Genomic DNA, 25888 nt, shown 5'->3' on the forward strand with positions numbered 1-25888 from the left:
GCCGTACCGATGAATCGGATTTATCGCAAGGTCTGGAACAAAGCACTGGGTCAGTTGGTGGTGGCCTCGGAACTGGCTTCCTCCGACAGCAGCAGCGGTGGGGTCGTCGACCAGCGCCGCGATGCGACACAGGCCACGCCCGCACGGCTGGCGGTGGCACTGGGCCTGGTATTGGGATTGGGCATGAGTGGCTCTGCCACCGCACAGTCGGTGCAGATCGGCGGTAGCGCCACCTGCGTGGCCTTCAGCGGCAAGCTGCTCGAAAAGTGCCTGATCGAAGGCTCGGCCACGGCCAAGGGCAGCAATGCGGTGGCGATCGGCAGCAACAGCAGCGCCAGTGCGGCCAACAGCGTGGCGCTGGGCGCGGGCTCCAAGGCCACGCGCGCCAACACGGTGTCCGTTGGCGATGCCGGCAAGGAACGGCAGGTCACCAACGTCGCCGCAGGCACGCAGGCGACCGACGCAGTGAACAAGGCGCAGCTGGACGCGCAGGCGCGTGCCACCCAGGCCGCGCTGGCCGACGTTGCCGCAGACGGCAACCGCTATTTCAAGGCCGACGGCGCAGGTGATGACAGCGACGCGGCGAAGATCGAGGGCGAGGGTGCACTGGCCGCCGGTGCCGGTGCGCAGTCGCTGGCCAACGCCACCACCGCCATCGGTACCCAGGCCATTGCGGCGGGCATCGGCGCCAGCGCGTTCGGCCAGGGCGCGTTGGCGATCGGTGATGCCAGCGTAGTGGTCGGGCAGAGCGCAGCAGCCTTCGGCCTTGGCGATACCGCCGTCGGCGCCAGCGCGTACGCCGCCAGCGAAAACGGTGCAGCAACGGCCCTGGGGGCATTGTCCGAAGCCACCGCCGATGGTGCGACCGCCGTCGGTGGCGGTGCTGTTGCGATGGGCCCGGGCAGCACCGCGCTCGGTCGCGGCGCCACCGCCGCCAACGAAGCCTCGATCGCCGTCGGTGCATTCAGCACGGCGGTGGGTGAATACAGCACCGCGCTGGGTTCCAATTCCGCCGCGGTCGCTACCGGCAGCGTGGCGCTGGGCGCCGGTTCGCTGGCCGACCGTGTCGATACCGTGTCCGTCGGTGCCGCCGACTACGGCCTGACCCGCCAGATCACCAGCGTTGCCGCCGGTACCGACGATACCGATGCGGTCAACGTCGGGCAGTTGAAGGATGTTGCCGCGGTGGCCGATGCCACCGCCAAGCGTTTCCAGGCCACCGGCAGCAGCAACAGCGATGCCGGTGCACTGGCGGAAGGTGACGACGCGCTGGCGGCTGGCGAGGCCGCCAACGCCATCGGCAACGGCACCACGGCGGTCGGCGCCGGCGCTACCGCCGTGGCGCAGAACGCGACTGCCGTGGGCAACAACGCGCTGGCCTCGGGCCAGAACAGCGCCGCGTTCGGCAACAACGCGCAGGCCAACGGCCCGGGCAGCGTTGCCGTGGGTGGCGCTGCGGTGGACGCCAGCGGCAACCCGCTGATCACCAGTGGTGGCGTGCCGGTGGTCACCGGCGCCACCAGTGCCGGTGTGGGTGGCACGGCGGTCGGCGCCAGCGCCGATGCCAGCGGTTTTGCCGCATCGTCCTATGGCGTGGGTGCCTATGCCTCCGGCGCGCAGGCGTCGGCGTTCGGTGCGGTCTCCAATGCCATCGGCGACTATTCGACAGCGCTCGGTACGCAGAGCAATGCGACCGGTACCAGCAGCGTCGCCATCGGTGGCCCGGCCGATCTGGTTCCGGGCATGGGCTTCTTCGTGCAGACCCGGGCCAGCGGCGAAGCCGCGATTGCGGTGGGTGCCGGCGCCATCGCCAGCGGTGACCGCGCGGTGGCCAACGGCACCCTCAGCGAAGCCTCCGGCATTGAAGCCACCGCCGTGGGCTACTTCGCCTATGCACCGGGCGAGAACGCCAGTGCACTGGGTGCGCAGACCTGGGCTGTCGGCAAGGACAGCACTGCCATCGGCTACTACGCTACCGCTGGCGCCGAGAACAGTGTTGCACTGGGTGCCTACTCCGGGTCCAACCGCGCCAACACGGTTGCCGTGGGAACCAATGGCAACGAGCGGCAGATCGTCAGCGTGGCCGCGGGCACCCAGGCCACCGATGCAGTGAACAAGGCGCAGCTGGATGCGGTGGCCAACACCGCCGACAGCACCGCGCGCTTCTTCCAGGCGCAGCCGGAAGCCGACAGCGATGCCGGCGCACTGGCCGAGGGCGAGGGCGCCATCGCTGCTGGTTCGTCAAGCAATGCGATCGGCGCCGGTGCAGTAGCCCATGGCGCGGCTGCGTCAGCGATCGGCGATGACAGCGTGGCGGTGGGCCGCAACAGTGCGGCCACCGGTAACGGCGGCGTCGCCATCGGTGGCCTGGGCCAGGCCTACGACGAATTCAACCAACCGATCATCGGCGCCGATGGCAAGGCGCAGCAGGTTGGCACCACTGCGGTTGCCGATGCCACGGCGGTCGGCAGCGGCGCGCAGGCCACCGGTGCTGCCAGCAGCGCCTTCGGCAACGCCGCCAAGGCCAGCGGCGACAACAGCTTCGCCGCGGGCGGCAAGTCGCGCGCAACCGGTGCCTATGCGGTGGCAGTGGGTGACAGTGCGTTCGCCAGCAGCGATGACAGCACCGCGGTGGGCGGCTACAGCTGGGCCACCGCCAGTGGCGCCAGCGCGTTCGGTTCCGGTGCATGGGCCACTGCCACCAATGCCTCGGCGTTCGGCAATGCTGCATGGGCCAGCGGCGCCGGCGCCACCTCCATCGGCTACAACAGCTGGGCCAACGGCACCAGCGCCACCGCCGTCGGCCGTGGTGCCTTCGGCTATGGTGACAACAGTGTCGCGCTCGGCTTCCAGGCGCTCGGCAACACGCTCAACAGCATCGCCATCGGTACCAACACCGTGGCCGGCGCTGAAAACGCGATCGCGCTGGGTGCGGGCAGCAACGCCAGTGCCAGCAACGCGGTCGCGCTGGGTGCCGGTTCGGTGGCCAACCGCGCACGCACGGTGTCAGTGGGCAGCACCGGTAGCGAGCGGCAGATCACCCATGTCGCCGCCGGTACCCAGGCCACCGATGCGGTGAACAAGGCACAGCTGGACGCGGTGGCAAGCACCGCCACCACCACCAGCCGCTTCTTCCAGGCCAGCGGCAACGGTGATGATGTGGCCGGTGCGCTGGTGGAAGGTGACAACGCACTGGCCGCCGGCGACGCCGCCAACGCCATCGGCAACGGCGCCACCGCACTCGGCAGCGGTGCCAATGCGCTGGCCAACAACGCGCAGGCGATCGGCTTCAATGCACTGGCGACCGCTGCCAATGCCAGCGCCGTCGGTGCCAATGCACAGGCCACCGGTGAGTATGCAACCGCGCAGGGCGCCGAGAGCGAAGCCAGCGGGGAACAGAGCGCAGCGTTCGGCGCGGCCAGCATTGCCAGTGGCGCCGGCAGCACCGCCAACGGCGTGTTGTCCGAAGCCTCCGGCGAAGAAGCGGTGGCGGTGGGCTACTTCAGCAACGCCAGTGGCAGTGGTGCCACGGCGGTGGGCAGCGAGAGCGTGGCCAGCGGCACCGCATCGGCGGCGTTCGGCATCGGCGCCGAAGCCACCGGCGGTTACAGCACCGCCATCGGCGGCTACGCGCAGGCCTCGGCGTTCAACGCCACCGCGTTCGGCAATTTCGCCAACGCCTCCGGTTCCAACAGCGTGGCGCTGGGCGGCGACTCGGAAGCCTCCGGCGCGTACAGCACCGCCACCGGCCAGGGCAGCCTGGCCACCGGCACCAACAGCGTCGCCATCGGCGGCTCGCTGTTCGGCACGCTGGCCACCGAAGCCTCGGGCAACTACTCCACCGCGGTGGGCGGTGGCGCCTGGTCGCCGGGCATCAACAGCACCGCGCTGGGCAATGCAGCGGAATCGCGCGGAGACAACAGCGTGGCGCTGGGTGCGGATTCGATCGCCGACCGCGACAACACCGTGTCGGTGGGCGGCGGCGGCAATACCCGCCAGATCACCAACGTGGCCGATGGCACGCAGGGCAACGATGCGGTCAACAAGAACCAGCTCGACGCCGTAGCCGCCGCCGCGGAAAAGACGAGCAGGCAGTTCCAGGCCAGCGGCAATGCCGATGGTGAAACCGGTGCGTTGGTGGAGGGCGACAACGCACTGGCCGCAGGTGATGCGGCCAACGCCATCGGCAACGGCGCTACCGCACTGGGCAGTGGTGCCAACGCACTGGCCGCCAACGCCACCGCCGTCGGCATCGATGCGCTGGCGACCGGCAGCAATGCGGCTGCACTGGGCAGCACCGCGCAGGCCACCGGCGATGACAGCGTGGCCCTGGGCAGCGGCGCCAGTGCCAGCGATGTGGGCGCAAGCGCAGTGGGCGCCCGTGCGCAGGCCAGCGGTGTCTACAGCACCGCCAGCGGTACCGAATCCAACGCCAGTGGCGCACAGTCGCTGGCCAACGGTTTCCGCAGCACCGCGTCGGCCGATGGCACGACGGCGGTGGGTGGCTATGCCGAAGCGACCGGTCGCCTCGGCACTGCGCTCGGCTACGGTTCGGTGGCCAGCGGCGCCAACACCACGGCGGTGGGCTTCGGGGCCGCGGCGGCGGGTACCGGCGCGGTTGCGGTGGGTCAGTCGAGTGAAGCCAGCGGTGCGGAAAGCGTGGCGATCGGTGGCAGCACCTTCTTCGGCCTGATTCCGTCGCGTGCCAGTGGTACTGGCGCGGCCGCGTTCGGCGCCGGTGCGTGGGCCACCGAGGATTACGCCACCGCCATCGGCTGGAATGCCTGGTCCGCCGGCACCAACGCCACCGCGCTGGGTGCCAACGCGACGGCCAATGGCAGCAACAGCGTGGCGCTCGGTGCCGGTTCCACCGCCGACCGCGACAACACCGTGGCTGTCGGCAAGGCCGGCAGCGAACGCCAGGTGACGAACGTTGCAGCCGGCACCGAAGCCACCGATGCAGTGAACAAGGGCCAGCTCGATGCCGTGGCCAGCGTCGCCGACAAGACCAGCCGCCAGTTCCAGGCCAGCGGCAATGCCGACGGCGAGGCCGGTGCACTGGTGGAGGGTGACAACGCACTGGCGGCCGGCAATGCCGCCAACGCGATCGGCAACGGTGCGACTGCGCTGGGCAGCGGTGCCAATGCGATGGCCGCCAGTGCCACGGCGGTCGGTTTCGATGCACTGGCCACCGGCAACAATGCTGCCGCTCTGGGCAACGCCGCGCAGGCGGCCGGTGTCGACAGCGTTGCGCTGGGCAGCGGTGCCAGCGCCAGCGAGACCGGTGCCAGCGCCACCGGTGCTGGCGCCCAGGCCAAGGGCGCCTACAGCACCGCCAACGGTGCGCAGGCTGCCGCCACCGGCACGCAGTCGCAGGCCAATGGCTTCCGCGCCAGTGCTTCGGCCGATGGTGCTTCGGCCATCGGCAGCTACGCCGATGCCAGTGGTCGCCTTGGTACTGCAGTCGGCTACGGCAGCAAGGCAACCGCCGCCAATGCAACGGCGGTGGGTGTCAGTGCCACCGCCAGCGCTGCAGGCAGCGTGGCGTTGGGTTCGGGCTCGGTGGCTGATCGTGCCAACACCGTCTCGGTGGGCAGCAGCACCAGTGATCGCCAGATCACTCGCGTGGCCGCGGGTACCGAACGCACCGATGCGGTCAACCGCGGCCAGCTCGATGCCGTTGCCGCAACCGCCGATGGCACCGCCCGCTACGTCAAGGCCACCGGCAGCGGCACCGCCAGTGCCAGCGGCAGCGATGCGGCCGCGCTCGGTTCGGGTGCCAGTGCCAGTGGTGCGCGCAGCAACGCGCTGGGTGCCAACGCGGCCGCCATCGGCAATGGTGCACTGGCGCTGGGCAGCAGTGCCGGTGCCAGCGGCGCGAATTCGGTGGCATTGGGTGCGGGCTCGCGTGCCCTCGATGCCAACGTGGTGTCGGTCGGTGGCGGCAACGGCACCGATGGCCCGGCCACGCGCCGCATCGTCAACGTGGCCGATGGCCGTATCGCCGCCGGCAGCAGCGATGCGGTGACTGGTTCGCAGCTCAACGTCACCAACCAGCGCGTGGGCGCAGTGGAGACCCGCGTCGGTGATTTCGATTCGCGCATCGCCACGGTGGAAACGACCGCGGCCAGCGCGGTCGGTTACGACGACGCCAGCCGTGACCGCCTGACCCTGTCCGGCTTCCAGGGCACCACCATCGACAACGTCGGTGCCGGCAGCATCGCCGCCGGCAGTCGCCAGGCGATCAATGGCGGCCAGTTGTTCCAGTCGCTCAGCGATGCCGCCAGCTTCCTGGGTGGCGGCGCCAGCGTCGGCATGCAGGGTGTGTTCGTGGCGCCGAACTACGTGATCCAGGGCGCCACCTACAGCAACGTCGGCGATGCGCTGGGCGCGCTGGACCGCAAGGTCAGCGAGATCGATCGCCGCACCGCGGGTGGCACGCGTGCCGGAACCGCCAGCCTGCGTTCGATGGGGGCTCCACTGGAGGACACCTCGCTGGCCAGCGCCGCCGATGCACCGGCAACCGCCGATGTGGCAACGGCCAGCACGGCACGCGTGCAGGGCACGCCGACCGTCGCCGCGGCCGGTGCGGGCATCCCGGTCGGCACCCCGGCGTCGGGCCTCAATGCCGTTGCCATGGGCGATGGCGCCGTGGCCAGTGGTGCCTCGTCCACCGCCATCGGCCAGGGGGCCAGCGCCACCGCTGCCAACGCCGTGGCGCTGGGCCAGGGCTCGGTTGCCGATCGTGCCAATACGGTGTCGGTGGGCAGCGAAGGCAACGAGCGCCAGGTCACCAACGTGGCCGCCGGTACCACGGCCACCGATGCGGTCAACAAGGGGCAGCTGGACCGTGGCATGGCCACCGCCAACAGCTACACCGACAGCCGCGTGCAGGCCGTCGCCGACAGCTTCGATGTGTTCAAGGGCGAGATCGACGGACGCCTGCGCCACATGGATCGCCGCATCGACCGCCAGGGCGCGATGAGCGCAGCGATGCTCAACATGGCCACCAGTGCCGCGGGTATCCGCACCCAGAACCGGGTCGGCGTCGGCATCGGTTTCCAGGGCGGGGAATCGGCGCTGTCGCTGGGTTACCAGCGTGCGATCAGCGATCGTGCCACGGTCACCTTCGGCGGAGCCTTCAGCAGCGACGACAGTTCGGTCGGCGTCGGTGCCGGCTTCGGCTGGTAAGCCACTCCATCGCGCCGGCGGCCACCCACGCCGGCGCAGCACCTGCAATGAGGGCCTGGGGGGAGGTCACGGCAATCCCGGCTGGGCCGGCCGGGAGTCGTCAAGGAATGATGGCCGCAGTGTTGGTTCGATCCATGACCCAGAAGAGGAATTCGACGTGATCAAGAAGCAGAACCTTCGCATCAATGTTCTGGCAGCCGCCGTGCTGTCGCTGACCGGTGTTGGCCTGGCACAGGCCGCCGACCTGAAGGTAAGTGCGCCGTTGTCCGGCCCGAAGACGCAGCAGGTCGAAGGCATCATCGTGAAGTACCGTGCCGGCAGCGCCGCTGCGGCCGATACCAACGCCAAGCTGGCCGTGGTCAACGCAGCCGTCTCGCGTGCCGCACTGGGTGGCACCAACGCGGCGGCGCGCAGTGCTGCGCTGCGTCCGCAGGTGGCTCGCAGGCTCGGCATCGGTGCCGACCTGATCCGGCTGCAGGGGAGCATCGCCAGCGCCGACCTGGACAAGGTGCTGGCTGAACTGAAGGCCGATCCGACCGTCGAGTACGCGGTGCCGGACGCCATCATGTATCCGATCGACGCTGCCTCCACCGCACGCCTGGACGCTGCACCGAAGGCCGATGGGTCGCCGACCTTCGTGCCCAACGATCCGAACTACCAGAGCCACAACTGGCACTTCCACAACCCGGTGGGCGGCGTCAACGCGCCGGCCGCGTGGGACGTCTCGCAGGGTGAGGGCATCGTGGTGGCGGTGATCGATACCGGCATCCTGCCCGAGCACCCCGATTTCGCGGCCGGCACCCTGCTGGAAGGCTACGACTTTATCAGCCAGGCCAGCCGCTCGCGTCGTCCGGCCGATGGCCGTGTACCGGGCGCCCTCGACTACGGCGACTGGATGCCGACCGCCAACGCCTGCTACCAGGGTTCGCCGGTGCGTGACAGCAGCTGGCACGGTACCCACGTGAGCGGCACCATCGCCGAGGCCACCAACAATGGCCTGATGGCCTCGGGCCTGGCCTACAAGGCCAAGGTGCTGCCGGTGCGTGTGCTCGGCTACTGCGGCGGCACCCTGTCGGACATCACCGATGCCATCACCTGGGCCTCGGGTGGCACGGTGGCCGGCATTCCGGCCAACCAGAACCCGGCCGAGATCATCAACATGAGCCTGGGCGGTTCCGGCAGCTGTGATCCGGCGTACCAGGCCGCCATCACCGGTGCCACCAACCGCGGCACGGTGGTCGTGGTTGCAGCCGGCAACGATGCGATGAATGTCGCCAACGCCCGGCCGGCCAACTGCGATGGCGTGGTCTCGGTCGGTGCTACCGGCATCACCGGCGCCATTGCCTACTACTCCAACTTCGGTGCCCGCATCGATCTCTCCGGCCCGGGTGGCGGCGTGACCGACGGCAATCCGAATGGCTACGTGTGGCAGGCGCTGTCCAGCAACAAGACCTCGCCGCCGGCTGCGGGCTCCACCACCGGTTACACCATCGGTGGCCTGGCCGGTACCTCGATGGCGGCCCCGCACGTGGCGGCCGTTGCCGCGCTGGTTCAGAGCGCGCTGATCGCCGCCAACCGCGATCCGCTGACGCCGGCCGACATGCGCACGCTGCTGAAGGACACCGCGCGCCCGTTCCCGGTCAGCATCCCGTCGGCCACCCCGATCGGCACCGGCATCGTCGATGCCAAGGCCGCACTGGACAAGGCGCTGGAAGAACCGTGCACCGAGAACTGCGGTCCGGTGGCCAAGCCGCTGACCAACAAGGTGGCCGTCGGTGGCCTCAGCGGTGCGGCCGGCAGCAGCGCGCTGTACAGCTTCGAAGCCACGGCCGGCAAGCAGCTCAGCGTCATCACCTATGGTGGCACCGGCAACGTATCGGTGTACCTGGCCAAGGGTCGTGAACCGAGCGCCACCGACAACGATGCGCGTTCGACCCGCCCGGGTACCTCGGAAACCGTGCGCGTGACTGCCGCAACGGCCGGCACCTATTACATCAAGGTGGTGGGCGAAGCGGCCTACAGCGGCGTGAGCATTCTCGCCACGCAGTAAGCGCGCAGTGTCGTAGTTGAATGGCCGATGCCCGTCACTTCCCTGTGACGGGCTTCGTCTTTTCAAGAAAGCGGGTGGCGGGGCGACGTAAATCACGGCTTAACTGTTAAAGTCGAGCCGATTGACAGGAGAGTCACGTGAACGCGCTTGCTGCAACCGCTGCCGACGATGCCGAAGGCCGCATCCTGGATGCGTTGCTGGCGCGTGGCCGGCTGAAGGAGGGAGATCTTGCGCGGGCACGGCCGCTGCACGCCGAGGCCGGTGGCAGCCTGCTCGGCCTGCTGGTGCGGCTGGGGCTGGTGTCCGAACGTGACCAGGCGCAGGCCAGCGCCGAGGTGCTGGACCTGCCCTTGCTGGAGGGCAAGCAGCTGCCCGACGCGCCGCCGCAGGGCCTGGCCGAGGGCCTGCCGCTGTCGCTGCGCTTCCTCAAGCAGTTCCACGTGTGTCCGCTGGCGCTGGATGAACAGGGCGTGCGGCTGTGGCTGGCCGACGCTCACGATCCGTACCCGCAGCAGGCCGTGCAGCTGGCGCTGGGTGTGCCGGTGACGCCGGTGCTGGGCATGCGCGCGGAGATCGACGACCTGGTCGAGCGCTGGTTCGGCCAAGGCCGCAGCGCGATGGGCGCGATCGTTGAAACCGCAGACGGCGAGGGCGGCGCGGTCGACGACATCGAGCACCTGCGCGACCTGGCCTCGGAAGCGCCGGTGATCCGCCTGGTCAACCTGGTGATCCAGCGTGCGGTGGAACTGCGTGCCTCGGACATCCATGTCGAGCCGTTCGAGAGCCGGTTGAAGGTGCGTTACCGCGTCGACGGCGTGCTGGTGGAGGGCGAAAGCCCGCCGGCCAATCTCACCGCCGCGGTGATCAGCCGCATCAAGATCATGGCCCGGCTCAACATCGCCGAGCGCCGCCTGCCGCAGGATGGCCGCATCATGCTGCGCGTGCAGGGCAAGGAGCTGGACCTGCGCGTGAGCACGGTGCCGACCGCGCACGGCGAGAGCGTGGTGATGCGACTGCTCGACCGCGAAACGGTGGTATTCGATTTCCATCGCCTGGGCTTCACCGACGCGTTCCTGCCGCAGTTCCGCAAGGTGCTGGAACAGCCGCACGGCATCCTGCTGGTCACCGGCCCGACCGGCTCGGGCAAGACCACCACGCTGTATACCGCGCTGAGCCAGCTCAACACCGCCGACGTCAAGATCATCACGGTGGAAGATCCGGTCGAGTACCAGATCGAAGGCATCAACCAGATCCAGGCCAAGCCGCAGATCGGGTTGGATTTCGCCAACGCGCTGCGCAGCATCGTCCGCCAGGACCCGGACATCATCATGATCGGCGAAATGCGCGACCTGGAAACCGCGCGCATCGCCATCCAGTCGGCGCTGACCGGCCACCTGGTGCTGTCCACCCTGCACACCAACAATGCGGCCGGCGGTATCACCCGCCTGCTCGACATGGGCGTGGAAGACTACCTGCTCACGTCGACCATCAACGGCATTCTCGCCCAACGCCTGGTGCGCCGGCTGGAACCGACGCATGCCGAGCGCTATGAAGCCTCGCCGGAGGAAATCGAACGATTCGAGCTGCGTCGCCTGCAGCCGCAGGGCACGATCCACCTGTACCGCCCGAAGCCCTCGGCGCTGGCGCCGACCGGTTACCTGGGCCGCACCACCATCATGGAATTCCTGGTGATGAACGACGCACTGCGCCGTGCAGTGATGCGTCGCGACGGCATGGGCGAGATCGAACGCATCGCGCGCGAAGCCGGCATGCGCACCATGTACGAGGATGGCCTGTGCAAGGCGCTGAGCGGGCAGACCACGATCGAGGAAGTGCTGCGCGTGACCGAGGAAAGCTGATGCGCGCAGGACGCCAGGGCTGACATGCCGAACTACCGTTACAAAGCGCTCAATCCGCACGGCGAGATCTTCGACGGGCAGATGGAAGCGGCCAGCGAGGCCGAACTGATCGCGCGCCTGCAGGACCAGGGGCACCTGCCGATGGAAACGCAGCTGGCCGACGGAGGCGCGATCGGTGGCAGCAGCTGGCGCACCCTGCTGCGCCAGCGCCCGTTGCAGGGCGCCGCGCTGCTGCAGTTCACCCAGCAGCTGGCAACCCTGCTCGGCGCCGGCCAGCCGCTGGACCGTGCGCTGTCGATCCTGCTGGGGCTGCCGGAAGACGAACGTTCGCGCCGCGCGATCACCGACATCCGTGACGTGGTGCGCGGTGGTTCGCCGCTGTCGACCGCATTGGAACGCCAGCACGGCCTGTTCTCGCGGCTGTACGTCAACATGGTGCGTGCCGGCGAGGCGGGTGGCAGCCTGCACGAGACGCTGCAGCGGCTGGCCGACTACCTCGAACGCAGCCGCGCGCTGCAGGGCAAGGTGATCAACGCACTGGTCTATCCGGCCATCCTGCTGGTGGTGGTGGGCGGTGCGCTGTTGTTCCTGCTCGGTTACGTGGTGCCGCAGTTCGCACAGATGTACGAGAGCCTGGACGTAGCGCTGCCATGGTTCACCAACGCCGTGCTGCAGCTCGGCCTGTTCGTGCGGGACTGGTGGGTACTGCTGCTGGTGGTGCCTGCAGTGCTGGCGCTGTTCTTCGAGCGCAAGGCGCGGCAACCGGCGTTCCGGCTGGCACTGGACGGCTGGCTGCTGCAGCGCCGCGGCATCGGTCGCCTGCTGGGTGAACTGGAAACCGCACGGCTGGCGCGCACGCTGGGCACCCTGCTGCGCAATGGCGTGCCGCTGCTTGGCGCTTTGGGCATCGCCCGCAACGTACTGGGCAACCGCGCGCTGGCCGCCGATGTGGAAGCGGCCGCCGATGAAGTAAAAAATGGTGCCGGCCTGTCGCTGGCGCTGTCACGCGGCAAGCGCTTCCCGCGCCTGGCCCTGCAGATGATCCAGGTCGGCGAGGAATCCGGGGCCCTCGACACCATGCTGTTGAAGGCTGCCGACACGTTCGAACAGGACAGCGCACGGCGCATCGATCGCCTGCTGGCCGCGATGGTGCCGGCCATCACCCTGGTGCTGGCCTCGGTGGTCGGCGCGGTGATCGTGGCCGTGCTGGTGCCGCTGTACGACCTGACCAATGCCATCGGTTGATGATGGTTCCCTACGCAACCCCGACACTCCGCAACTGAAAGGACCGACCATGATTGCTTCCCGTCGACCGATCCGCCTTTCCTTCACCGCCGCGCGCAACCAGTCGGGCATGAGCCTGCTGGAAATCATCATCGTCATTGTGCTGATTGGCGCGGTGCTGACCCTGGTCGCCAGCCGCGTGCTGGGCGGTGCCGACCGCGGCAAGGCCAACATCGCCAAGGCGCAGGTGCAGACCGTGGCATCCAAGATCGACAACTACCAGATCGACACCGGCAAGCTGCCCGGCTCGCTGAACGACCTGGTGACCGCGCCCGCTGGCGTGGGTGGCTGGCTGGGCCCGTATGCCAAGCCGGCCGATCTGAACGACCCGTGGGGCCACGCGCTGGAATACCGTGCGCCGGGCGAGGGCCAGCCGTACGAGCTGGTCAGCCTGGGCAAGGATGGCAAGGCCGGTGGCAGCAGCGTCGACGCCGACATCCGCTACCAGCCCTGAGCCTGCATGACGCACGTCCTGCCGCGCCGGCTGCCACGCCCGCGCCTGCCCGGCAGGCGTGCGGCGGGCCTGTCGCTGCTGGAAATGCTGTTGGTGATCGCGCTGATTGCCGCGATCGGCCTGATCACCGCCGCTGGCCTGTCGCGCGGCTTTGCCGGCATGCAGCTGCGCAGCGCCGGCAAGGACATTGCCAACCAGCTGCGCATGGTGCGCGCGCAGGCCATCGCCCGCGGCGAGCCGCAGCGCTTCGTGATCGAGCCGGCGCGACGCCACTGGCAAGGTGCGAGCCAGCGCCAGGGAGATGTCCCCGCGCAGCTGCAGGTGCAGTTCGAAGGTGCCGCGCAGCTGGCCACCGCGCCCGGGCAGGGCGTGATCGAGTTCCATCCCGATGGTGGTTCCAGCGGGGGCCGCATCCGCTTGCAGCGCGACGGCGCCGAATGGCGCATCGATGTCGGCTGGCTGACCGGCGAGGTCCGCTCCGGTCCCTGGCGGGCCCCATGAAGCGGCGCGCAGGTGGCTTCACGTTGCTGGAAGTGATCATCGCCTTCGCCCTGCTGGGCCTGGCGCTGACACTGCTGCTGGGCAGCCTGTCCGGTGGCGCGAAACAGGTGCGCGAGGCCGAGGTGCGTACGCGTGCGGTGCTGCATGCACAGTCGTTGCTGGCCGAAGCCGGTGTCGCATCCCCCTTGCAGGTCGGGCGCCAGCAGGGCGACTGGGAACAGGGGCGTTACCACTGGGAACTGCAGGTGCAGCCGTGGGTGGAGCCGCGTGCCGGCAATGCGATGCAGGCGCAGGCACAATCGCCGGGTGCGCCGTGGCTGGCCGAACTGCAGCTGCAGGTCCGCTGGGGCGACAGCGAGCGCGAGCAACTGCGCTGGCGCAGCCTGCGCCTGCTGCCGCCGGACCTGGAGAGCGCGCGATGAAGCGCCGCGCCGCAGGCTTCACCCTGGTGGAAGTGATGCTGGCCACGGTGCTGTTGGCCGGTGGCCTGGCGCTGGCGTTCGCCAGCGTGCGCTCGGCGATGGCGGTGAGCCAGCGTGGCGAGCAGATTGCCGCCGAGAGCGAACGCATGCGTGCGGTCGAGGCCCTGCTGCGGCGACAACTGGCCGGTGCGCTGCGCACGCCGCTGGAAGTGCCTGATCCCACCCGCGAACCGATCTTCTTCCAGGGCGAAGAGCAACGCATGCTGTTTGCCGCCGATCTGCCCGGTTATCTCGGCCGCGGTGGGGCGTACCTGCATGCATTGCAGGTGGATGGCCGCAGCGGCCAGCAACGCCTGCTGCTGGACCTGGTGCTGCTGCAGGAAGGCGAGCGCATTGCCGAGAATCCGCCGCGCCCGCCGGAGGTGCTGGTGGAGAACCTGAAATCGGTGCAGCTGCGCTATCGCGGCATCGATGCCAGCACCGGCCAGGTGACCGACTGGATGCAACGCTGGGACGACACCCGGCGCCTGCCGATGCTCGTGGAGATCCAGATCGTGCCCGCCAAGGGGGCGCCCTGGCCCACGCTGGTGGTGGCACCGCGCGCCGGTGGCAGCGGAGGTGCACGGTGAACCGGGCACGCGGCGCGGCTCTGGTGCTGGTGCTGTGGTTGATCGCGCTGATGACGGCGCTGGTCGGCGCGTTCGCGCTCAGCGCGCGCGTCGAGCATCTGCAGCAGCGGGTGCTGGACGACGATGCGCGTGGGCAGGAACGGGCGCGGGCGGGACTGGAGTACGCGCTGACGCGCCTGTCCGCCGATCCGCAGCGGGCGCCGTGGCGTGCCGATGGCCGCACCTATCGCTGGCAGTTCGACGATGCCGCCATCGAGATCAAGGTGCTGGACGAGAACGGCAAGATCAACCTGAACCTGGCCGACGTGGCCCTGCTGACTGCCTTCCTCAAAGCGCTGGGCGAAGACGAAACGCAGGCCCGCCAGCTGGCCGGTGCAATCGTCGACTGGCGTGACGAAGACAGCCTGCTGCAGCCAGGAGGTGGCGCAGAAGCCCCCGACTATGCCTCGGCGGGCTTGCCCTATGGCCCACGCAACAGGCGTTTCGAGACGCTGGGTGAGCTGCAGCGCGTGCTCGGCATGCGCGGTGCGCTGTACCAGGCCATGCTGCCGCACCTGACCCTGTACAGCCGGCAGGCGCGGCCGGATCCGCAGTTCGCCAGCGCGCCGGTGCTGACTGCACTGGGCCTGGATGCGGAGACCGTACTGGCCCAGCGCGCCCAGCAGGAGCGTGACGCCGATTCCGCTGCCGGCGCGTCAACCCTTGCCAGCAGCAGTGGCACCTATAGTATCGAGTCCCGTGTCATCGACGGCAGTGGACGCCGGTCGGTGTTGCAGGCAGTGGTACGCAATGGCTCGGGCGGGGTTCCCGGGCGGTCCTACACAGTGCTTCGCTGGGAGCAGGGAATGACAGCAAGATGACGGCTTGGCAGGACAGTGTGCGGCAGGTGCAGGGCCGGATCGGCCCCGGCGCCGGCCGTTTCCTGCGCTGGTGGCGACAATCGCTGCTGGCGTGGGTGCCGGCCCGTTGGCAGTGGGCGCTGGGCTGGGCGCAGGCACGCCTGCTGCTGCAGCGCGAAGGCGAGCAGCTGCAGGTCTGGCGTGAGGCCGGTGAGCGCCGCGAACCGGTGGCACGGCTGCCGTGGCCGCTGTCGCCGGCCGAACTGGATCGCGTGCTGGAAGCGCGACTACGCAGCTTGCCGCGGGTGTGGCTGCTGCCGGCCGATGACGTGCTGCGCCGCCAGCTGCGGCTGCCAGCGGCGGCGGCCGATCGCCTGCGTGCGGTGGTCGGTTTCGAGATCGACCGGCAGACGCCGTTCGAATCCAGTCAGGTCAGCTATGACGTACGTGAACTCGGCGCGGCGGGCGAAGGCCAGCTGCAGGTCGAGCTGGTGGCGTGGCCGTTGCGGCAGCTCGAGGTCTGGCGCAGCGACGTGGGCCAATGGGCCGACGCGCTGGCCGCTGTCGACGCCATCGATGCGCAGGGCAACAGCCTGCAGGTGAACCTGCTGCCGCCCGCGCAGCGCCAGCTGCGGGCCGATCCGATGCGGCGCTGGAACCTGCTGCTGGCGGTGGCTGCGGTGGTGATGCTGGTGCTGGCTGGCCTGCAGCTGCTCGACAACCGCCGCGCGGCTGCCGATGAACTGCGTGCCCAGGTCGAGCGCAGTGCGCGCAGTGCGCGTGGTGTGGCCAGTGAACGCGCGCAGCTGCAGGCGCTGATCGACGGTGCTGCGTTCCTGGAAAAGCAGCGCAGCCAGCGCGCCGGTACGGTGGAGATCTGGACTGAACTGACCCGGCGCCTGCCGGAAGGTACCTACCTGGAAAAGCTGGCGATCGAGAACAACAACCTGCAGTTGATCGGGCTCAGCCGCGAGGCGTCGCAGCTGGTGCAGCTGCTGCAGGATGCGCCGCAGTGGCGCAAGGTGAATCTGACCGGCGTGCTGCAGGCCGATGGTGCCGCCAGCGGCCGCGACCGCTTCACCATGACTGCGGAACTGCAGCCGTTGCCGGCGGCAACCCCGACCCGGGAGGCGGCCGATGCCGATGCCAAGCGCACGCCGTGACCGCTGGCTGGCGCTGGCACTGCTGCTGGCAGTGCTGGGCCTGGCCTATCTGCTGCTGGTGCACCCCTGGTTTACCCAGCCGCTGCGCGAGATCGATGCCGATGTCGCCGCGCTGCGCGAACGCGAATCGCGCGTGCAGGCACAGCTGCAGCAGAAGCCGCAGATCGAGCAGCGCCTGCGTGCCACCCAGGACGCCCTGCAGCAACGGCCGGGCTTCCTGCGCGAAGCGACCGCCGAAGCGGCCGCCGCTGCGCTTGGCGCCAAGCTGCAGGATGCGGTGGCGATGGCCAGCCCGGGCAACCGCAGCTGCACCATCAGCAACCGCACCCCGCTCACCGACAACCGCCGGGACGCCGAGTTCGTGCGCGTGGCCATGCAGGTACGCCTGCGCTGTGGCGTGGCCGAACTGGCCACCGTGCTGCACAGCCTGGAAACCGGCAGCCCGCGCTTGTTCGTCGACAATCTCAACCTGATCGCGCAGCGCTTCCAGCAGTCGCCGAATGAATCCGGGCTTGGTCTGGATGTGTCGTTCGAGCTGGCCGGCTACCTGCTGCCCGGCGCTGCTGCCGATGGCAGTGTGCCGACGCCTGGCGCCGAGCCGGTGTCGGCGCCGCAGCCCCCTTCGGCTGCACCCGCCCCCGCACCGGCTGCGCCGGCCGAGGGACAGGAGGTGGCCGATGAAACTTGAGCAGATCAGCCTGCGCACCGGTTTCCTGCTGGCGCTGGCGGGTTGGGCGGCGGCGATCTGGCTGGCCACCGGCTTCGGCTTGGGCAGCCAGCTGCCGGGCGCCGGTGGCGATGCCGATGCCGCGCCATCACTGCCGACCCTGCCGCCACTGGCGGCCGAACGCATGGCCAGCGCCGACAGCTACAGCGTCATCGGCGAGCGCCCGCTGTTCGCCGAAGACCGCAAGCCAAGACCTTACCTGCTGGGTGGCAGCGAACCGGCCGCCAGCGCCGCGTTGCGCCTGACCGGGGTGCTGATGACCGGCGATTTCGGCATGGCCACCTTCAGTACCGAACAGAACCGTTCGCTGCGCCTGCGGCTCAATGGTGACGCGGTGGACGGCTGGCAGCTGGTCGCACTGGCACCACGCCAGGCCACGGTGATCGGTCCTGGTGGGAGCCAGGTGCTGGAACTTGCCGTGTTCAACGGCCAGGGAGGGGAGCCTCCCACCGTGCTGCGTGGCGCCAACGGCGCGCCGCCGGCGCCCGGGGCCTTGCCACCGCCGCCGCAGCAGCCCCCCGCACCGGTGCAGGCATCCCCCGCTGCGGCCCCGCGCGCGCCTGACAGTGCCGCCTCCGCAGCATCGGCCGCGGCTGCACCCCCTGCCAACAACAACGGCCCCAGCGAAGCGCAGATGCAGGCCATCCGCGAACGCATCCAGGCCCGCCGTCGCCAGCTGCAACAACAGCAGCAACAACCGTCGCCGCCCCCGGGCGATGGCACCAACCGATAGAGTGAATGCATGAGCCTGCGTTTTCTTCCCTGGTCCTTTGCCCTCGCGCTGCTGGTCGGCTGCAGCACCGTGTCCGCGCCGCATGTGCAGCGCAAGGGCAACCTGTCGCCCACGGCCGAAGCCGGCCAGGCGGCCGAGGTCGCCGCCGATGCCGCCCGTGACGCACAGGGTGCTCCGCAGGCCGTGATCCGCCGCGGTACCGGCACCATGATCAACCGCGAAGCCGCACGCGCACCGGCACCGGCACTGCATGGCGCCAGCACCGGCGAAGCCACCTTCAACTTCGAGGGCGAGTCGGTGCATGCGGTGGTCAAGGCCATCCTCGGTGACATGCTCGGCCAGAACTACGTGATCGCGCCGGGGGTGCAGGGCACGGTGACCCTGGCCACGCCCAAGCCGGTATCGCCGGCGCAGGCGTTGAACCTGCTGGAAATGGTGCTGGGCTGGAACAATGCCCGCATGGTCTACAGCGGCGGCCGCTACAACATCGTCGCCGCCGACCAGGCCCTGGCCGGCACGGTCGCACCGAGCACCGCGCCGGCGGCCAGCGCACGAGGCTTCGAAGTGCGGGTGATCCCGTTGCAGTTCATCTCCGCCACCGAAATGAAGAAGGTGCTGGAGCCGTATGCGCGGCCCAATGCCATCGTCAACGTCGACAGCGGCCGCAACGTGATCACCCTCGGCGGTACCCGCGCCGAGCTGGAAAACTACATGCGCACCGTCGAGATCTTCGACGTCGACTGGCTGTCGGGCATGTCGGTGGGCGTGTTCCCGATCCAGTCGGGCAAGGCCGAGCAGGTCGCTGCCGACCTGGAGAAAGTGTTCGGCGAGGAGAGCAAGACCCCCAGCGCCGGCATGTTCCGCTTCCTGCCCCTGGAGAACGCCAACGCGGTGCTGGTAATCACCCCCCAGGTGCGTTACCTGGACCAGATCCAGCAGTGGCTGGACCGTATCGATACTGCCGGCGGCAGCGCCCGCCTGTTCTCCTACGAACTGCGCTACATCAAGGCGCGCGACCTGGCCGAGCGCCTCAGTGAAGCCTTCGCCAGCAGCGGCAACCGCGGCGCGTCCAGCCCCGCCTCGCTGGCCCCGGGGGCGATGCCGTCGCAGCTGGGCAGCGACGGCGACGGCGACCGTGGCATGGACAGCAACAACAGCAGCAGTTTCGGCTCGACCCCGGGCAGCGGTTCCAGTGGTGCCGGCAACGGCAGCATGAACCTGCCGCAGCGCCAGTCCGGCAACGTCAGCGTCAGCCTGGAAGTGGAGGGCGATCGCGTGGGCGTGTCGGCGGTGGAGGAAACCAATACCCTGCTGGTGCGCTCGACCCCGCAGGCCTGGCGCTCGATCCGCGAGGTGATCGAGAAGCTGGACGTGATGCCGCTGCAGGTGCACATCGAAGCCCAGGTGGCAGAAGTCTCGCTGGACGGTGACCTGAAGTACGGCGTGAACTGGTTCTTCGACAATGCCGTGGCCGGGCGTGCACTGACGGGAGCCTTGGGCGGCGTGACCCTGCCGGCAGCAGCGGGTGGCTCCTGGAGCAGCTTCGCCGGTGCCGCGACCGGTGGCGAAGGCCTGGGCTGGGCGTTCACCGGTCACAATGGTGCGGCGGTGGTGAGCGCGCTGGACAAGGTCACCGATGTACGCCTGCTGCAGACCCCCTCGGTGTTCGTGCGCAACAACGCCGAGGCCACGCTCAACGTGGGCGACAAGGTGCCGATCAACACGACTACGGTGAACACCGGCATCGGCACCAGCAGCTACAGCTCGGTGCAGTACATCGACACCGGCGTGATCCTGAAGGTGCGCCCGCGCGTGACGCGCGACGGCACGGTGTTCCTCGACATCGTGCAGGAAGTGAGCAGCGCCTCGAACGTGCCGGAGAACTGCAACCCGCAGGAGCGCAACTGCAACCCGCGCATCTCGACCAAGAAGCTGTCGACCGAAGCGGCGGTGCAGAGCGGCGACACCATCATGCTGGCCGGCCTGATCACCGATTCGGGCACCGATGGCAGCAGCGGCATTCCCGGCCTGAGCCGGATCCCGGTGGTGGGCGCGCTGTTCGGGCAGAAGAGCCGCACCAGCCGTCGTTCGGAGGTGATCGTGCTGCTGACCCCGAGCATCGTGCGCAACAGCCAGGAAGCACGAAATCTGACCGACGAGTACAGCCAGCGCTTCCGAGCGATGGAACCGCTGAACCAGCCGCGCGCAAAGAAGTAAGGGGTTTACGGCCGGGCTGCGCCCGGCACCCGCAGAGGCCAGAGCCGGAGCCAGAGCCAGAGCAACGGCAACAGCGGGTTTACTGAGGGGTGGCGGGGCACTGTGGGTTTGCGGGGACGCCGTAAATACGTCCATGTAGGCTTGGTCGCCGCATCCATGCGGCTCACACCCCGCAAACCCACAGTGCCCCGCCTTCGACAGTTTCCTGCTGCTGTTGGTAGGTGTCGACCTTGGTCGACACGATCCACGCCATGCGTGGATGCTTTTCGATTCCAATTCGAAATATTCGATTCCGATGGAGATTCATCCACGCATGGCGTGGATCTACTGCAGATCGCAGAAATCTGTCGAAGGCGGGGTGGGTCCGGTGGCGGGGGGCCAGATCAGTCAGCCGCATGGATGCGGCTGCCAAGCCTACAGGGACGTATTCACGGCGCCCCCCGCAACTGGACCCACCCCGCCATCCCACGGATAGCCGGCTTCTGCTGTTGCTTCGGCTTCGGCTCTGGCTTCTGCGGGTACCGGGTGCAACCCGGCCGATACCCTCCCAGTGCTAGGCTGTGGCCACCGACAACCACGGAGGCGGGATGGGGGCGATCGTGTTGTTGCCGCTGTGCGTGGACGATGCCGCGCTCGACCGCTGCCTGGCTGCACTGGATGCCGGCACCGCGCCGGGCACCGCGGTCTGGTTGGCCGACGATGCGCAGACCGGTCCGCGTGCGCAGGCGGTGGTGGAACACTGGTTGGCGCATACGCCGCTGCAGGCCGAATACACCCGCCGCGCGCGGCCGCTCGGCGAGGTGGCCCATCTGGACGAGATGCTGCGCGCCTGCGATGGCATGGACGTGGTGGTGCTGGCACCGGACAGCGTGCCGGCGCCGGGTTGGTTGCAGCAGCTGCAGGACGCCTTTGCCCGCGACGCCGCCATCGCGACCGCAACCCCGTGGTGCAACGCGGGAGAAACCGCGGCGTGGCCACGTTTGGGCGAGATCAACCCCGAACCCGATGACGCCGAGCTGCTGGCGCACGTCTGCAGCGGGTTGCCGACGCTGCACCCGGAGCTGCCATCTGCGGTCACCCATGCGGTGCTGGTGCGTGGCAACGCACGCCGTCGCGCCGGTGGCCTGGATGTGGACAGCTATGCCGGCTGGAACGCGGCCCTGGTCGACCTCAGCCTGCGCATGGCCGGCCTGGGCTGGCGCAACGTGCTGTGCGAGACCGCCTTTGTCAGCCGGGCTGGCGAGGCGGTCAGCCGCGATGGCGACCTTGAGGCGCTGGCTGCACGCTGGCCCGGCTGGGTGCCGCGCCTGGCCGATTTCCTGATGCACGATCCGTTGCACGGTCTGCGCGCCAACCTCCAGCAGCGCATGCGGCAGGCGATAATGCCCAGGGAACAGGGCGACCTGTTCGTTTCTTCCGCGCCGGAGCCCCCCGTTTGAATGTTGCCATTGCCGCCATCGTCGTCACCTACCAGAGCGGCAGCACCATCGATGCCTGCCTCTCGCGCCTGCGCCAGGCGCAGGACGTGGCCGAGATCCGGGTGATCGACAACGGCTCGCTGGATGGCACGCTGGACATCGTGCAACGGCACGCCAGCCATGACCCCCGCGTGCGTTTTGTCGGCAATCCGGACAACCCCGGCTTCGCCGCTGCCAACAACCAGGGCGTGGCCGATTCGCGCAGCCCGTGGCTGGCCTTCATCAATCCGGACCTGATGATCGAGCCGGATACCCTGGCCGAACTGCGCAGCCGTGCCGAAAGGCTGGGCGATTGCCTGCTGGGCGTCGAACAGCTGGATGAGCATGGCCATGCCGACGAGGCGGTGCGTCGTCGTGATCCCGATTTCCTCCTGATGCTGCGTTCGCCGGGCAAGGGCTCGAAGCTGGCGGTTCCGCGCGATCCGCAGCAGCCGCTGCAGCGGGTGCCGGCACTGTCCGGTGCGCTGCTGATGATGCCGCGAGCGCTGTTTGAGCGCATCGGTGGCTGGGATGCGGGCTATCGCCTGCACGCCGAAGACCTGGACCTGTGCCGTCGTGCGCGCGACGCCGGTGCGGTGGTGGCGATCGCCAATGACCTGCAGGTCACCCATGTGCGTGGTGTGTCCAGCCGCTCGCGGCCGTTCTTCGTTGAATGGCACAAGCACAAGGGCCTGTGGCGCTATTTCCAGAAGTTCGAAGCGAAGCAGCGTTCGTTGCCGGTGCGGGTGGCGGTGTGGGGCGCGATCTGGGCCCATGCGCTGATGCTGGTGCCGCGCCTGCTGCGCCGGTCGCTGTAGGGCCACAAGCGCACCCACGCATGGCGTGGATCTACTGTAGAGCCGAGCCATGCTCGGCTGCATGCACACGGGATGCGGAGGCTGGCCCCCCGGTTCACGCCGCCGGGCGCATAATCTGCCCCATGCCTATCATCCAGTCCCTGCTCGACACCGACCTGTACAAGTTCACCATGATGCAGGCGGTGCTCCACCAGCACCCCGGCGCGCAGGTGCAGTACCGGTTCAAGTGCCGCACGCCCGGCATCGACCTGGCCCGTTACATCGACCAGATCGACGAAGAGATCAACCACCTGTGCAGCCTGCGCTTCAGTGACGCGGAACTGGACTACATGCGTGGCCTGCGCTTCGTGAAGCCGGACTTCGCCGATTTCCTCGGTCTGTTCCACCTGGACCGCAAGTACATCCAGCTGCGTGCCTCAAAGACCGTGCCGGGCGAGATCGAACTGGACATCACCGGCCCGTGGCTGCACACCATCCTGTTCGAAGTGCCGCTGCTGGCGATCATCAACGAAGTCTGGTTCCGCAACACCACCACGCCTGACTTCGCCGAAGGCGAGCGCCGCCTGCAGGCCAAGGCGGCACTGCTGCGCGATACCCCCGGTTTCGAACAGTGCCGCATTGCCGACTACGGCAGCCGCCGACGCTACTCGCGCGACTGGCATGCGCGCCTGCTGCCATTGCTGCGTGATGCACTCGGCCCGCAGCTGGTCGGTACCAGCAACGTGCACTTCGCCCGCCTCTACGGCATGACCCCGCACGGCACGATGGCGCACGAGTACCTGCAGGCGTTCCAGGCGCTGGGCCCACGGCTGCGTGATTCGCAGGTGGCGGCACTCGAGTCGTGGGCGCGCGAGTACCGTGGCGACCTGGGGATCGCGCTGTCCGACGTGGTCGGCCTGGACGCGTTCCTGCGCGACTTCGACATGTACTTCTGCAAGCTGTTCGACGGCGTCCGCCATGACTCCGGCGATCCGTTCGACTGGGGCGACCGCATGCTGGCGCACTTCCAGCAGCGCCGGGTGGACCCGCGCAGCAAGGTGCTGGTCTTCAGCGACGGTCTGGACATCGCCAAGGTGATGCGCCTGTATGACTACTTCCGTGGACGCTGCCAGGTCGCGTTCGGCGTCGGTACGCACCTGACCAATGATCTGGGCCCGACGCCGCTCAACATCGTCATCAAGATGGTCCGCTGCAACGGCCAGCCGGTGGCCAAGCTCAGCGATTCGCCGGGCAAGAGCATGTGCGACGACCCGGGCTACCTGGCGTACCTGCGTCAGGTCTTCGAGCTGCCGCAGCCGGCGTAAGCACGCCGGCCGTCACTGACGCTTACAGGTAGTCAACCACGACCAGGTAGGCGCCCTGCAATGGCTGCTGCTTCGAGCCCTGTACGCTGTAGCGCTCGGAGAAGGCGATATCGCCGGCGCGCATCGCGCTGGCCGACACCGACAGCTTCTGCCCCTGGCGCTTGCCATCGCGCAGCGTCGCGGCCTGGCCGTCAGCCAGTGCCGTTACCGCCACCGTCGAGCCCTTGGCCGACGGCGGGCACGCCGCCAGGCTCAGCTCGCCCTGGGACAGGTTCGTCGTGCAGCCCGGTTCGGCGATGCGGCCGCTGAAGCGGATGCTGCCGCTGCTGGCCTGGGCCACGGCGCTGATGGACATCAGGGCCACGCACAGCAGAAGGGAGGTTCTCATGACACGTTCTCTGGTTCGGTGTGTCCTAGTTAGCGACAGCTGCGATCAGCCTTTAATAGGACGATTCCGAATCTGCTAGGGCCATCACCAACAAAGAGTGATGTGCATCAAATAAGTGAATTTCGGCCTGAAAATGGCCTCTTTCCGCGCGTGTCCGCAGTGCCGGTCAACACGTCGTCGAAGGTCGTTCGCGGCAGGAGTTCCTGCCGTCGCCTTTCCGGCGCCCCTTGTCTGGAGAAATTGCGTACCACGTCACTTTTCGAGCGTCAATGAATTGGCGTTCAGAAAAATAATGAGACTTTCATCACACTTGTGAATATACTTGCGTCACGGATTCAGGGAGAGGTACGTCCGAATCCGGCCACAGGTGAGACGCAAGGATGGGTCTTGTTCGCCCGGCAGTGCTCCTTGCTTCCTCCTCTACTTCCATCTCTTCAGTAGGGTTAGGTAAAAGCGAATGCACAAGATCAACCTCATCGCCGCTCTGATGCTGGCCGCCGCTCCGCTGGCCGCCAACGCCGCCGACGGCACCATCACCTTCACCGGCAAGGTGACCGACAAGACCTGCACCATCTCGACCCCGGGCGGCAAGGACTTCGCCGTCAACCTGCCGACCGTGTCCAAGAACACCCTGGCCACCGCCGGTGCCGTTGCGGGCCGTACCCCGTTCGCCATCAACCTGACCAAGTGCAGCGCCGGCAACGTCGCGACCTACTTCGAGCCGGGTTCGACCGTTGACTTCAACAGCGGCCGCCTGCTGAACCAGGCTTCGGCCAATGCTGCCACCAACGTGCAGCTGCAGCTGCTGGGTTCGAACAACCAGGTCCTGCCGATCAAGGCTGCTGGCGCTGGTCTGGCCCAGACCAACTCGCAGTGGGTCACCGTCGGCACCGACGGCTCGGCCGACCTGAGCTACTACGCTGAGTACTACGCCACTGCCGCCGCCACCCCGGGCGACGTCACCAGCAGCGTCAAGTACACGATCATCTACAACTGATCGTCGTCGTACCCGCATTGGCCGGCGTATCCGCCGGCCCATGCGCCGCGGCCCCTGGCCACACCCCTCGAGCGTAGTACTTCCGATGAAAGCATTCTTTCCCCGGGCGCTGCTGCTGGCAGCGTTCACGCTGCCCTTCTGCCAGAACGCTCTGGCCGGCGTGGTGGTCAATGGCACCCGCGTGATCTATCCGGCGCAGGCGCGCGAAGTCACCGTGCAGGTCGACAACGTCGGCGACTCGCCGGCGCTGGTCCAGGCCTGGATCGACAGCGGCGATGCCAACCAGACCGCCGACACCAGCGATGCCCCGTTCGTGCTGACGCCGCCGATCGCGCGCGTTGAACCGGGCCGCAGCCAGGCGTTGCGCGTGATCTTCTCCGGTGCACAGCTGCCGGCCGACCGCGAGTCGGTGTTCTGGCTCAACGTGCTGGACGTGCCGCCGTCGCCCGACAACGCCGACAGTGGCGACCAGAACTACCTGCAGGTCGCGTTCCGTTCGCGCCTGAAGCTTTTCTACCGGCCGCAGGGGCTGAAGGGCGTCGCCAACGACGCACCGGCAGCACTGCACTGGACGCTCGCCGGCGATCGCCTGCGGGTGGAAAACCCGAGTCCCTTCCACGTCACCCTGGCTGAAGTGCACGCCGTGACCGGCGGCACCGAAAAGGCCGTCGAGGACAAGGGCGCAATGGTTGCACCGAAGCAGAGCCTGGAGTTCGCCGCACCGGCAGGCACCAGCCAGGTCCGCTTCATCACCATCAACGACTACGGCGGCCGCGTGGAACACACGATCCGCCTCGGCAGCACCGGGGGCTGAACGCGCCGCGCCGGCCATGCGCCCGCGCATCCCGCCACCGC

The 25888-nt window shown here is 68.5% G+C and carries 19 protein-coding genes; 18 read left to right on the forward strand and 1 reads right to left on the reverse strand.

All coding sequences use genetic code 11. The features are described 5' to 3' along the window. Positions 1-9 precede the first annotated feature (9 nt). The 16 genes from QP512_RS02820 (at position 10) to pncB (ending at position 23648) form a co-directional block, all read left to right on the forward strand. Positions 10-7191 carry an ESPR-type extended signal peptide-containing protein gene (locus QP512_RS02820; protein ID WP_286070905.1) on the forward strand — a complete coding sequence of 2394 codons (7182 nt, stop codon included), beginning with the start codon at positions 10-12 and terminating at the stop codon, positions 7189-7191. Between the two features lie 157 nt (positions 7192-7348). Further along, positions 7349-9241 (forward strand): S8 family serine peptidase, encoded by a 1893-nt coding sequence (locus QP512_RS02825; RefSeq protein WP_286070906.1) that lies wholly within the window; start codon positions 7349-7351, stop codon positions 9239-9241. A gap of 137 nt (positions 9242-9378) precedes the next feature. Continuing rightward, positions 9379-11100 (forward strand): type II secretion system ATPase GspE, encoded by a 1722-nt coding sequence (gene gspE / locus QP512_RS02830; RefSeq protein WP_286070907.1) that lies wholly within the window; start codon positions 9379-9381, stop codon positions 11098-11100. A 24-nt stretch (positions 11101-11124) separates the two neighbouring features. After that, entirely contained in the window at positions 11125-12345 is a 1221-nt protein-coding gene (locus QP512_RS02835) for a type II secretion system F family protein (RefSeq protein ID WP_286070908.1), read from the forward strand. Positions 12346-12394: 49 nt separating this feature from the next. Beyond that, positions 12395-12838, forward strand: coding sequence for a type II secretion system major pseudopilin GspG (gene gspG / locus QP512_RS02840; protein WP_004154150.1), 444 nt, complete (start codon positions 12395-12397; stop codon positions 12836-12838). A gap of 6 nt (positions 12839-12844) precedes the next feature. After that, a complete protein-coding gene (locus QP512_RS02845) occupies positions 12845-13339 on the forward strand; it encodes a GspH/FimT family pseudopilin (protein WP_286070909.1) in 495 nt (164 codons plus the stop codon). Next, positions 13336-13761 (forward strand): prepilin-type N-terminal cleavage/methylation domain-containing protein, encoded by a 426-nt coding sequence (locus QP512_RS02850; protein ID WP_286070910.1) that lies wholly within the window; start codon positions 13336-13338, stop codon positions 13759-13761. Before QP512_RS02845 ends, QP512_RS02850 begins: the two co-directional genes overlap by 4 nt. Continuing rightward, complete coding sequence (locus QP512_RS02855; protein WP_286070911.1) at positions 13758-14390, forward strand: type II secretion system protein J; 633 nt, start codon at positions 13758-13760, stop codon at positions 14388-14390. The genes QP512_RS02850 and QP512_RS02855 overlap by 4 nt, the downstream gene beginning before the upstream one ends. Beyond that, a complete protein-coding gene (locus QP512_RS02860) occupies positions 14387-15250 on the forward strand; it encodes a general secretion pathway protein GspK (RefSeq protein WP_286070912.1) in 864 nt (287 codons plus the stop codon). Before QP512_RS02855 ends, QP512_RS02860 begins: the two co-directional genes overlap by 4 nt. Beyond that, entirely contained in the window at positions 15247-16392 is a 1146-nt protein-coding gene (locus QP512_RS02865) for a PilN domain-containing protein (protein ID WP_286070913.1), read from the forward strand. Before QP512_RS02860 ends, QP512_RS02865 begins: the two co-directional genes overlap by 4 nt. Further along, complete coding sequence (gspM, locus tag QP512_RS02870) at positions 16373-17080, forward strand: type II secretion system protein GspM (RefSeq protein ID WP_286071982.1); 708 nt, start codon at positions 16373-16375, stop codon at positions 17078-17080. The genes QP512_RS02865 and gspM overlap by 20 nt, the downstream gene beginning before the upstream one ends. Then, the gene (locus tag QP512_RS02875; protein ID WP_286070914.1) at positions 17070-17852 is read left to right on the forward strand and encodes a general secretion pathway protein GspN; all 783 of its coding nucleotides are present in this window, start codon (positions 17070-17072) and stop codon (positions 17850-17852) included. The genes gspM and QP512_RS02875 overlap by 11 nt, the downstream gene beginning before the upstream one ends. Positions 17853-17861: 9 nt before the next feature. Beyond that, positions 17862-20069 carry a type II secretion system secretin GspD gene (gene gspD / locus QP512_RS02880; protein WP_286070915.1) on the forward strand — a complete coding sequence of 736 codons (2208 nt, stop codon included), beginning with the start codon at positions 17862-17864 and terminating at the stop codon, positions 20067-20069. A 587-nt stretch (positions 20070-20656) separates the two neighbouring features. Further along, complete coding sequence (locus QP512_RS02885) at positions 20657-21508, forward strand: glycosyltransferase (protein WP_286070916.1); 852 nt, start codon at positions 20657-20659, stop codon at positions 21506-21508. Beyond that, a complete protein-coding gene (locus QP512_RS02890; protein WP_286070917.1) occupies positions 21505-22344 on the forward strand; it encodes a glycosyltransferase family 2 protein in 840 nt (279 codons plus the stop codon). The genes QP512_RS02885 and QP512_RS02890 overlap by 4 nt, the downstream gene beginning before the upstream one ends. A 122-nt stretch (positions 22345-22466) precedes the next feature. Beyond that, a complete protein-coding gene (pncB, locus tag QP512_RS02895) occupies positions 22467-23648 on the forward strand; it encodes a nicotinate phosphoribosyltransferase (RefSeq protein WP_033834855.1) in 1182 nt (393 codons plus the stop codon). 22 nt (positions 23649-23670) lie between these two features. Here pncB and QP512_RS02900 read toward each other — a convergent pair whose 3' ends face one another. After that, the gene (locus QP512_RS02900; RefSeq protein ID WP_286070918.1) at positions 23671-24036 is read right to left on the reverse strand and encodes a hypothetical protein; all 366 of its coding nucleotides are present in this window, start codon (positions 24034-24036) and stop codon (positions 23671-23673) included. Positions 24037-24493: 457 nt separating this feature from the next. Between QP512_RS02900 and QP512_RS02905 the strand changes: the two genes are divergently transcribed. Further along, a complete protein-coding gene (locus QP512_RS02905; protein ID WP_286070919.1) occupies positions 24494-25033 on the forward strand; it encodes a fimbrial protein in 540 nt (179 codons plus the stop codon). Between the two features lie 85 nt (positions 25034-25118). Beyond that, a complete protein-coding gene (locus tag QP512_RS02910; protein WP_286070920.1) occupies positions 25119-25847 on the forward strand; it encodes a fimbria/pilus periplasmic chaperone in 729 nt (242 codons plus the stop codon). Positions 25848-25888 lie beyond the last annotated feature (41 nt).

It is taken from the genome of Stenotrophomonas sp. 57 (assembly GCF_030291075.1).
Classification (GTDB): domain Bacteria; phylum Pseudomonadota; class Gammaproteobacteria; order Xanthomonadales; family Xanthomonadaceae; genus Stenotrophomonas.